Origin of the sequence: Flammeovirga sp. SubArs3, assembly GCF_947387565.1 — a bacterium.
In the GTDB taxonomy this organism is placed as follows: Bacteria; Bacteroidota; Bacteroidia; order Cytophagales; family Flammeovirgaceae; genus Flammeovirga; species Flammeovirga agarivorans.
In genome coordinates this window covers 555,389-566,190 of the sequence record NZ_CANDOA010000003.1, presented here as the reverse complement: position 1 = coordinate 566,190, position 10,802 = coordinate 555,389, and the positions used below count along the sequence as shown (strand labels likewise).

Here is a 10,802-nt window from a genome sequence, read left to right as displayed (position 1 = left end):
AAAATGGCATTCACTGATAAGGTGAATGCCATTTTTTGTAATTCAATATTCTAATTACATGTTTAGTCCAATTTTTTCTTTTTGATCGAATGGAACTTTAAATGTAACTCCAATTACTTTAGTTTTGATATATCCAGTATATCGAACTTCAAAATCTTCACCAGTAGCCATGTCAATCAAACCTCCAAGGAAGTTAGAAAATAATGCTTTTGGAGGAAATTGAACTTCTAATGGAAGACTAAACTCGGATTTCTTTTTTGCCTCAGAAGAGACTTTCTGATCAACGTTTCCAATCATATTACCATTGATTAAAACATCGACATGAATCTCTTCAATAGTGATTGACACACCATTTGGATTATATAATACGGCATCTGCTTTCACAACAAAATTCCCATCTTCTAATGAGAACATTTCCATATTTTCTAATGAAACAAATTCTGGAGATTCTGGTCCACAAGATGTGGTAGAGAGTAATACAATAAGTGAAAATAAGTATTGAAAGAATGTTTGAGTTCTCATTATAAAAAAGTGTATAATCTGTTTATAAAAGTATATTACAATTATAGTTCTATTTTAGAGAAAATACCCAAAATAATAGGATCAATCCAAGGATTTAGCGTATTGAAAAAAGATCGAGTTGATAAAGAGGAATAATTAAATGACCTTTATCAATAGAAATAAAGACTATTTCATAAACAAAGTGGTAATAATTGTTAATTGATATAACAAAGAAGAATTATAGAGGTTTTTCGTGTTATTTTTGTTTAAATCTATGGTTTACATTGACTACTCACAAAATATTCTATCTGTCTCTCGTAAATATAGGTTACCATTTTATGACAATTTGCTGTTGACTTTAATAAACGAAATAACCTAGATTTTAGGAACATTATGACAATATCATCAATGATTCAACCCGAAAAGAAAGTACACTTTTTCCAAATTATAGAATTCTCTGTATATCGTTTCTATGTTCTATTAAAAGAAGGAAGAGGCAATATCGGAGATGGCCGTCAATGCTTTAAGTTGAAAGGTAGAGGTGTAAACCTCTATTCGAAAAGAGATTTTTTAGAATATAACGATATCGAAGAAGGCTTTTTTGATGAGCTATGCCATGAGTTATGGATAGTTTCAAATAAGACTCCAAATTGGGATATCGATAGACTGTTTGCTTATAAAAATGAAATAACTGAAAATGTTCATAACATCATGGAGGCAAAGACCATAAATGATTTAGAACTTTATATCAGTGATTCAAAAACGGCAAATTTTATTTTTACTTTTTTGATGCATTTTTCAAATACATCTCTCAATGTTAATCATGGAGAAACTCCTGAACCAACAGAAAAAGAGATAGAAAAAATTGAGCATGAAGCGATTGAACCAGATTCATCCTTTCATGTAGAAATATTAAACCGTTTTCAAGTTCTTGAAAATAGAGTGAAAAGCCTTGAAACGGAAAACAAACGCTTAGAAACTCAAGAAAAAGACTATATCGATAAAATTCATCAGTTAGAGTCTGAATTGAAACGTATTGATAAAATTGATGAGACTCTAGAAATGATTCATATCGCTAGAAAAAAGTCTCTTCAAGAAATATCAGATAATACAGACCAGAAGTTCAGTGATCTTATTGAAAAGATTAATGGATTGAAGGAAAATAGCTTTAATAAAGAGTCTATCCGTGAGTTCTTGGTAAAACTTGAAAACATGGAAACTCAGATTTCTGATATTAAATCAGAATTTGTAAAAGAAGATGCTCTTCAAACGTTTACAATGCAATTAGAGAAATTGAATAAAGAAGTGAATCATATCTCTGATGAACATGGAAACGAGTTAAAGAAAATTGAACTTCGATTTACTAAGATTAAAGGAGAACGTTTGGAGCTTCGTGATAAGATGGAACTTATTGAGGAAGTGACAAAGGAGAACTTTGAAAAGATTGAAAATAAGTTAAGCGATGAGGTAGAACAAATAGGCAAGATTGCTGATGAAATGACTCATCGTCAACAAGAGCTTCAGACTTTATTACAATCACAAATTGTTGAAAATAAAGGGCATGTGGATCAAACATTTGAAAACCTGGCAACAATTATCGATGAAGTAAAAGAAAAACAACATGATGCTTGGATCAAAATCAATGAGCTAATTGGGAAATCTAAGGATTCACAGGGTAGTGGTTCTTCAGATTCTAATACTAAGAGGGCTATTGAACCAACTAAAGTTGAGTCTGATTCAAGTATAAAATATATAGATGTTTTTTATGCTGAACCTGATGGAAATGGCTTCTTAACTAACTTATCAAGTAAGAAACTTTCTTACAAACATGTATACAAAATCAATGTAATTGATGATGCTACAGCAGATTTTGAGTTTGTCAATGATGATGAATCTACAAGGACATTAAATATGAATCTAGCTGTAATGTTTGATGAGTATATGGTGGATAATGGAACAAAAGGACCAAGTATGTCACTTTCGTTATATGGCGAAGCCAAAAAGGTGAGAGGCTTAAATGCTTGGAGAGTCAGCAAAAAAGCAATGATCACTAGACGTTAACTAACGTTGTGTATGATTTTCTAAATGGTTAGGGTTGCCAGATATGGTTACTTTACTCAATGTAGATTGAAAGATTGTGGCATTATTAGAGGCGTGTATGTTAATTTCAGACACGCCTTTTGCTTTTGCCTTAATATCTTTTGTTTTAAAATCTTGACCATTGAATATACTTCCACCATTTGTCATTAACAGAACATCGTCACAATTTCCATTAACATCTAATTCGGCAGCTCCTGAAAGATCGAAAGCTGTAAATTTTGCTGATAAATCATAAATATCAGCCTTTACATTTCCAGCTAATTTAATAGCTAATGAATCGATTTGTACAGGTTCATCAATTCTAAGATCACCAGTTCCTTCAAATTTTAATAACTCTATATTGTTTGTCATGATCACAATATCAGTGAAGTTATTCTTGTTCTCAGAAGGGTAGACTCTTAAACTATTACCGATCTTTTTAATATTTAATGGGTTGTTATTGTCTTTCTTATACTTTACAATTGAACCTTTTACTCGATGATCAACTTTCAAATGCAGGTTGATATTTCCATAGACAATAACGGAGTCGAGTGTATTTTTGAATTTCTTGTATTCAATATATGATTTAGGCCTTGAAGGTGTTGGTGTTGGTCTTGGAGTTTGGAAAGAAAATAAGTTTCCTGTAAAAACATCAATATCATGATGATTAAAAACTAACAATTCATCGGCATTTACAATATGAATACTTTCATGTGATAAATATTGAGATAAGTCTTTGTTTACCTTAAATGGAACACCTTCTGGAATAAAGACCTTTAGTTTTAATTTTTGTTTTCTATATTTTGCCCCTCTTGGAAAACTAAAGTGAGATGAAAGAATCACTTTATTCTCTTTAATCATAGATAAGTAATCGATGGCCTTCGCATTTTTAATAGCATTCTCTCTTGTTTTACCTAAACCTTCTTGTAAGAAAACAAGTTTTAAGTCCTTACCATCGTAAGAATCCAAATCAATGTCCACTTCGTTTAAACCTATTTTCCCAACCTTATCGTATTGTAAGTCGATAAAACCGTTTTTTATTGGAATAAAAACTTCTTCTTTATGTGTTGCTTGATTATCAAAATTATGTACAGACATATTTAATGCTGTAAATAAAAGGATACTTGAAATAACACTAAGGACTAATAAGAAGATGATTGGTGTGGTCTTAACTACTTTCTTAAAAGTCATTAGCCCGACGGACAAAATCAGTGTTAATGACACTACAGAAAGTAACTGGATAAGACTGATAATGGCTGTTGTATTTGGAATACTATACTGTATTGTCATCAAAAGATTTCTATCAATATCAGTAAGAATTTCATTATTTATATCAGATGAGACGTATGTCATTACATCATGTAATGGAATTAATTTCAAGGCTATGCCTAGGGCAGGGAAGCCAATGAAGATCATTGAGATAGAAATAATAAATAAGATAGCTCCAAAAACAAAGCTAACGATCTTCAACAATTCAAATAGAAATGGGCTGACATTAATGTTTCCAATATATTGACCAACTTTATTAAATGCATTCTGGATCGTTTCCTGGTTTATATTATTGTCCTGTAAGGTCTTAGTGAGATAATTCTCAATCTCCTCTAAGTTAAATGCCTTGCCTTTACTTTGAAATTTATCTTTTAGGGTTCTAGAATAAGGGGTAACCACCCAAATCACAATATACAACAGAATAAAGGGTTTGTAGAAATAAGCTAATAGGAGAAAAGTAATGCGAATAGCATGTATGTTTATACCTAAATAATTACTTAACCCAGAACTTATTCCAGCGATCACTTGATTCTCCTTATCTCTAAAGAATAAGCGAGTATTTTGATTTCTTTTAATATTACGTTGTTCTGGTAGCAACATCCAAAGTGTAAGATAACCAAGAAAACAAATGACAAGAGGTACTTTTGAAGTACCTAAAACCATCAATGGGAACAAACATAAAAGTCTAATCCATAATGGATCTGTATTAAGTATATGAGCTATACCTGCTGCGACACCACCTATTTGTTGCCTATCTGTATCTCTATATAGTTTATGGAAGAACTCCTTTATAGTATCAAGAGTGACATTATTTACTAAGGAAAAAGATTTCTTCTGATCGAAATCGGTAGAAAAATTTGTATTCTTTTTGAACTTTGGGAGCTCAAATCCTTCCGGAGTACCTAATATCTCAATACATTCTATAACTTCTAATTCTGATAAGAAATCAAATTCGTCTTTTACGTACGGAATTAATAACTCAGAGAGTTTGTACTCTAATTCTGTGATAATAAGGGAAGCATCTTTAAAATTCTTCAGATGTTGTTGAAGGGCATACTTGTAGTTCACCAAAATGTCCTTTGCATCTTCAGTTATTTTAAAATTCGTGTTTCCAATATGTATACTACTTAGTATCACTCAATAGAAGTTTATTAATAATTAGGTACTATTTACATCTTAATATTAATAGAATGGAATCTAAAATCTTACCAATACATTGTTTTTGTTAATTAATTAAATATAAAACATTGATATACAGTATGTTGACTCTTGTTTTACTATTGGAGATGCTTTTATTAAACTTTTTTAAGAGTGTTCATTTTTGTACAATTTGAACACAAATAATTATTATATATGGACTACTTTCTTATCTTTATAGTATCTAATTTTACAAAACATCATATTATTAAACATGAAATTTTTTATTGGTTTTATCTTTCTTCTGTATGGTTTTACAGCAAACGCACAATGCGAAAAGTGTCCTCCTACAGACGAAAAAGCTAATTATTGTTATACTGATACTAGATTTGAGGGTCTGTGTGCTAAGTTTGTTTCAGATAAGCAATACTTTTATTTTGCTAAAAAGAAAAAAGCTAAACGAATTGATATCAACTTTGATAAAGTAGACGATTTATTGACATATAAGGGTTTAACTCTTGATAAAAAATTAAAGCTAACTGCTAATGATTTATTATTTATTCAATTAGCCATTGAAACTTGGAACGTTGAAAAGAAGAAAATTGGTTATGATTTTCTAAGTTCTGGTTTAGGAATAAAAGTATTGAAAGAAGGTACAGGTGAGACACCTCAAAAAGGCCAAGAAGTGGTAGTACACTATTCAGGTTTTTTAGAGAACGGTGAAAAGTTTGATAGTTCAAGAGATCGAAATAGCCCTTTTACGTTTAGAGTAGGTGTAGGCCAAGTGATTAAAGGTTGGGATGAAGGTGTTTTAAATCTTCCAGTGGGATCCAGAGCCATGTTGATGATCCCTTCAGAGTTAGGTTATGGGTCTAGAAATGTTGGTCCAATTCCAGCAAATTCGACCTTATATTTTGACATAGAAGTCCTTGACGCTAAATAAATTGTTAATGAATTTAATTTTTTAAACTTTTTTGGGTTGTTATAGAATCTTTTTTAGTCTTAAACGCGTTTATAAGTGTAAGACATCCATTTAAAATTCTGCTATTATGAGTATTAAAAACATTCTATTTTCAGCCTTTATTTTTTTCGGTTTTACGTCAAATATTTTTGCCCAAGGTCTTAATAGTTACGATTTCTTAACTGATGAGACTCAGGAAATTATCAACGACATCGAAAAGAAGAATGATATTTTAGAGAATACTCAATCTATTGTAGTAAAAGAAAATAATGGAGAGAAATATGATTTAGAATATTCAAAGTTTTTTGAAAATAAATTCAATAAAGAAGGAGATGATAAATTAAATGTTTTATCAAATTCTGATTCAGCGTTAACTCCAGTCGTTACTATTAACAATGGAGGAAAACCTATTTATAAACCTGTTGCTGAAGCAGTATCAGTTGTACAATCTGATGGAACAAATGTTTACTATGCAAACAGTGATAAAATCATGGGAGCTAGTAATGTTTTACCTGGTGCTAGAATTTTAGTTATCTCTTTAAAGAAAGAATAACGCTTAATATATAAAATGAAGAAAGGCTTTTTGATTTAAATCAAAAAGCCTTTTTTTATTTCTTGCTAAGTGTCACAACTAAAATAAATTTCTTAGCTAGCAATTGAATGTGGTTTATCAGATAATATAGTAGAGATATGTACACTAGCATCTTCTGCTAAGTCATCAATATCTTCGATCAGATCGTCATCACTTTCTGATACATACCATACAATAGATATTGTTTTACCTTTTGATTGCCAATCTTTTAGACACTTAAGAATGTTGTAAATTCCCTTATTTGATGCAGTATCAAAATAGCTAACACAAAAGCTTAAAGAAAAATGTTGGTTTGTCTTAAAATAGTCATCAATCCACATGACAATGTCATTATAAAGTTGATGTGCATTAGGGTGGTAAGATTCGCCGATAATGCTTCCTTTTCTTTGAGCTGATTGAAGGCAAATTTGTGGGATTTGCGCATTTTTGTTCTCCTTGTTAATTATTAAATCATTCATTGGATCAGTTAGTTCGAATTATACAATCGGAATACACAAATGTGTTAATACACAGAGTTTATACTGTAATTATAACGTAATGAGTACACTTATACAATTTGTTCTTTAAAAAATTATACGAATTAACTGATTTTCATGAAATAATCCATTAAAGCAGGGAGTCCAATTGTACCGTTTTCTTTTATACAATGGACCTCTGACTTATTAATATTTTCAGGAATATTTGGATCAACCAAGAATAACTTACAATTTTTTGAAGTGTAATGTAACAAGCTTGCAGCAGGATAAACTTGTAATGATGTTCCTACAATTACGAAGTAATCAGCTTCAGAAGTAAGTTGCATAGCTTTTTCCATCATTGGTACATCTTCTCCAAACCAAACAATATTTGGACGTAATTGACTTCCTTTTTCACAGAGATCACCCATGTCGAGTGAAGTTCCTTCTATTGAGTAAATTAATGATTCATCCGCAGTACTTCTCGATTCAAATAATTTACCATGGAGGTGTAAAACATAAGAAGAACCAGCTTTTTCATGTAGGTGGTCTACATTCTGAGTAATGATCTTTACATCAAAATATTTTTCTAATTCAACTAATGTAAGGTGACCTTTGTTAGGTACTGCATCTATTCCTTGTTCCCGTCTTTTATTATAAAACTCTAGGACTAACTCAGGGTTTTTCTCCCAGCCAATAGGAGAGGCAACATCCATAATATCATGACCTTCCCATAATCCATCACTTCCTCTAAATGTAGCTATACCACTTTCGGCGCTAATACCTGCACCAGTTAATACAACGATTTTCTTTTTTTTCATGAAAAATTCCTTTTAAACGTTGTATAATATATGTGTAAATGTCATTTAAAGAAAGTATTATTGTCAGAAATTAAAACACTTAGAATTTTAAGAATTTATGAAAGCTTGGATTCAGGCATTTAGATTAAGAACTCTACCGCTAGCTTTATCTAGCATTATATTAGGTAACTTTTTAGCTTTTAGATCATTAGAGGATTTTTTTAGTAATAAGATATTAGGCTTTACTATACTAACAACTGTATTATTACAAATACTATCCAACTTAGCAAACGATTATGGTGATTCAATACATGGTGCAGATCATGAAGAAAGAGAAGGACCACAAAGAGCTGTACAAAGTGGACAAATTACTTTAGGTGCAATGAAAGCAGCTGTAATTCTCTTTAGTGCTCTTTCACTATTGAGTGGTCTTTATCTATTATATATAAGTCTTACTAGCTGGGAAGAATTTTTATCATTCCTAGGATTAGGTATTTTATCTATCATAGCAGCGATAACTTATACTGCTGGAAAAAAACCTTACGGTTATGCTGGACTTGGTGATTTAAGCGTAATGATATTTTTTGGTTGGGTAGGTGTTATTGGTAGTTATTATTTACAGGTGAAAACATTTGACCTGTCATTAATATTTCCGGCTACTTCTTGTGGAATGTTGGCAGTTGCAGTATTGAATGTAAATAATATCAGGGATATAGAATCTGATATAAAAGCAGGAAAGAAATCAGTTCCTGTAAGGATAGGACGAAAAGCAGCAGTAATGTATCATTGGGTACTATTATTTGGGGCTATGATTTGTGGTTTAGTTTATGTTTATCTCAATTATTTTTCTCCGTTCCAATGGTTATTTGTACTTACTTTTCCATTGTTGAGAAAAAATGGTTGGGCAGTTACTAAACTGACACAACCTGCAGAGCTTGATCCATATTTAAAACAAATGGCAATGACTTCTCTTTTGTTTTCTTTGACTTTTGGAATTGGACAGGTTTTACCAAACTACATTAGCTTACCATTTTAATTTAGATCAAAAATGAATCAGCAAAGATTAGAACAATTGTTTGACTTCTATAAAGAGGACCCTAACGATCCTTTTATAATATATGGTATTGCCACTGAATATACCTCTGATGAAGATTGGGATAAGGCTTTAGAATATTATAAGATTTTGCTAAAAGATCATGAAGATTATGCTGGTACGTATTACCATGCAGCTAGAGCTTTTGCTGAAAATGGTCAATCAGAAGAGGCAGAAGCTGTATACGTAAAAGGCTTAGAAATCTGTAAGAAAGTAAACGATCAGCATGCCTTGAAAGAACTTCAAACTGCTTATACAAACTTTCAATTAGAAGACGACGATGAGTGGTAAAAAAGTATTTTCTCTGACGAAATTAAATACTAGTATTGGAAAGCACCTTAACAAAGTTTCAGGTGCTTTTTGGATTAAGGCAGAAATTGCACAATTAAATTTCCGTTCGGGGCATGTGTATCTCGAGTTTGTTGAAAAGGAAGGTGATATGATTGTTGCAAAATCTAGAGCAACAATTTGGAAAGGAGAATATCAAGTATTTGAACATCGTTTAGGGGAGTTACTTTTTCAGGTTTTAAAACAAGGAGCTGAAATTATAGCTGAAGTAGAAATATCTTTTCATAACGTATATGGGCTTTCCTTAAATATTTTAGATCTCGATGATAGTTATACTATTGGAGAATTAGAGAGAAAGAGAAAGCTGGCCATTGAAAAACTATACAAGGAGGGTAATGTTGAGCTTCAAGGAAAGTTGAAATTACCTGTTGTGCCTCAAAGATTAGCAATAATTTCTTCTGCTACTGCTGCAGGATATGAAGACTTCATTCATCAATTAAAGAACAACCAGCAAGGATACAAATTTAAGATTGACCTATTTGAAACTGCAGTTCAAGGTGATAAAGCAACTTCTATGCTTATTGAGCAATTGAAGAAAATTCAACTTTTAAAAAGAGATTATGATGCAATAATCATTATAAGAGGCGGTGGTGCAAAGATGGATTTATATGCTTTTGATCAATATGAAATAGGGAAAGAAATATCAGAGGCATCGATTCCAGTGATAACAGGGATAGGGCATGAAAAAGATGAAACAATTGCTGATATAGTTGCATTCCTCAATTTGAAGACGCCAACTGCCGTAGCAGAATTTTTGATTAATAGAGTGTATACCTATGATCAAAATATAGAGATTCTCTTAAAAAATATTAGTGATGATATTAAGGACTTAGTAGAGGATAATAGATACTCTTTCGAATTACGGGTGGCAAAGCTTTTTCCTAAATTTTCTAGTAGGATTATAAATGAATCAAATCATTTAAAGCTCTCTTATTCCAAAATCAAAGAAAAATCATTTTCTCAATTAAATAGGAATCAATACCAATTAAGCCGAAGTAGTGATTATTTAAGAAGTCTTCCTAGTCAGCTAAAATATAGTAGGAAGGAATTGGATAACTATCTATATCGTATTGAGAGGGAAATAAAATCTACAATTTCATCTGAAAAGAAAAATATTGAACTGATTGACCTTAAAATTGAAAGTAAGGATCCTCAACGAATTTTAGAAAAAGGTTATTCAATGACTGTAAAAAATGGTCGATTGATAGATCCAAATTCTATAAAGGAAGGAGATGTACTAGAAACAAGGACAAAAGATCATAGAATTGAGAGTATCGTTAAGAAAATTGATAAATTAATGTAATAATTGTATTCAGAGACTGTAAATTGCATCTCGAATTGATTTTACTTATGTCAGAGCAAAAAGAAAATATAACCTACGAAGCCGCTTTACAGGAACTTCAAGAAATTCAGAATAAATTGGATGGAGATGAAGTACCTATAGATGACCTTTCTAAATTGGCTAAACGAGCAAAAGAGTTGGTAAAAATGTGTAAAGAGAAACTCGGAACCATTGAATCTGAACTGACAGATATTTTTTCAGAAGATAAAGAATAATGTATTCATT

Annotated in this window: 11 protein-coding genes; 7 read left to right on the top strand and 4 right to left on the bottom strand. The window is 31.2% G+C overall.

Annotated features, from left to right (window positions below; genetic code table 11):
* Positions 1–54 precede the first annotated feature (54 nt).
* Positions 55–522: an LEA type 2 family protein gene (locus QL232_RS11435; protein ID WP_168883283.1), complete on the bottom strand. Its 468-nt coding sequence runs from the start codon at positions 520–522 to the stop codon at positions 55–57.
* 372 nt (positions 523–894) lie between these two features.
* On the opposite strand from QL232_RS11435, the gene QL232_RS11430 reads away from it, so the two are divergent.
* Positions 895–2,562, top strand: a complete 1,668-nt coding sequence (locus QL232_RS11430) for a hypothetical protein (protein ID WP_281614218.1) — start codon at positions 895–897, stop codon at positions 2,560–2,562.
* Here QL232_RS11430 and QL232_RS11425 read toward each other — a convergent pair whose 3' ends face one another.
* Complete coding sequence (locus QL232_RS11425) at positions 2,563–4,917, bottom strand: PspC domain-containing protein (protein ID WP_281614217.1); 2,355 nt, start codon at positions 4,915–4,917, stop codon at positions 2,563–2,565.
* A gap of 343 nt (positions 4,918–5,260) precedes the next feature.
* Between QL232_RS11425 and QL232_RS11420 the strand changes: the two genes are divergently transcribed.
* On the top strand, positions 5,261–5,929 hold the full coding sequence (locus tag QL232_RS11420) for an FKBP-type peptidyl-prolyl cis-trans isomerase (RefSeq protein WP_281614216.1): 669 nt from the start codon (positions 5,261–5,263) through the stop codon (positions 5,927–5,929).
* A gap of 106 nt (positions 5,930–6,035) precedes the next feature.
* The gene (locus tag QL232_RS11415) at positions 6,036–6,500 is read left to right on the top strand and encodes a hypothetical protein (RefSeq protein ID WP_281614215.1); all 465 of its coding nucleotides are present in this window, start codon (positions 6,036–6,038) and stop codon (positions 6,498–6,500) included.
* 92 nt (positions 6,501–6,592) lie between these two features.
* Here QL232_RS11415 and QL232_RS11410 read toward each other — a convergent pair whose 3' ends face one another.
* Both QL232_RS11410 and QL232_RS11405 read right to left on the bottom strand, forming a co-directional pair.
* Entirely contained in the window at positions 6,593–6,997 is a 405-nt protein-coding gene (locus QL232_RS11410; protein WP_281614214.1) for a SiaC family regulatory phosphoprotein, read from the bottom strand.
* A gap of 122 nt (positions 6,998–7,119) precedes the next feature.
* Positions 7,120–7,815 (bottom strand): NAD-dependent deacylase, encoded by a 696-nt coding sequence (locus QL232_RS11405; RefSeq protein WP_281614213.1) that lies wholly within the window; start codon positions 7,813–7,815, stop codon positions 7,120–7,122.
* A 97-nt stretch (positions 7,816–7,912) separates the two neighbouring features.
* Between QL232_RS11405 and QL232_RS11400 the strand changes: the two genes are divergently transcribed.
* The 4 genes from QL232_RS11400 to xseB are packed head-to-tail and all read left to right on the top strand — an operon-like array spanning position 7,913 to position 10,792.
* A complete protein-coding gene (locus QL232_RS11400) occupies positions 7,913–8,830 on the top strand; it encodes a 1,4-dihydroxy-2-naphthoate polyprenyltransferase (RefSeq protein WP_168883276.1) in 918 nt (305 codons plus the stop codon).
* Positions 8,831–8,842: 12 nt separating this feature from the next.
* The gene (locus QL232_RS11395; protein WP_281614212.1) at positions 8,843–9,178 is read left to right on the top strand and encodes a tetratricopeptide repeat protein; all 336 of its coding nucleotides are present in this window, start codon (positions 8,843–8,845) and stop codon (positions 9,176–9,178) included.
* Complete coding sequence (gene xseA, locus QL232_RS11390) at positions 9,168–10,538, top strand: exodeoxyribonuclease VII large subunit (protein ID WP_281614211.1); 1,371 nt, start codon at positions 9,168–9,170, stop codon at positions 10,536–10,538. The genes QL232_RS11395 and xseA overlap by 11 nt, the downstream gene beginning before the upstream one ends.
* A 47-nt stretch (positions 10,539–10,585) precedes the next feature.
* Positions 10,586–10,792: an exodeoxyribonuclease VII small subunit gene (xseB, locus tag QL232_RS11385; RefSeq protein ID WP_168883273.1), complete on the top strand. Its 207-nt coding sequence runs from the start codon at positions 10,586–10,588 to the stop codon at positions 10,790–10,792.
* The last annotated feature ends 10 nt before the right edge of the window (positions 10,793–10,802 follow it).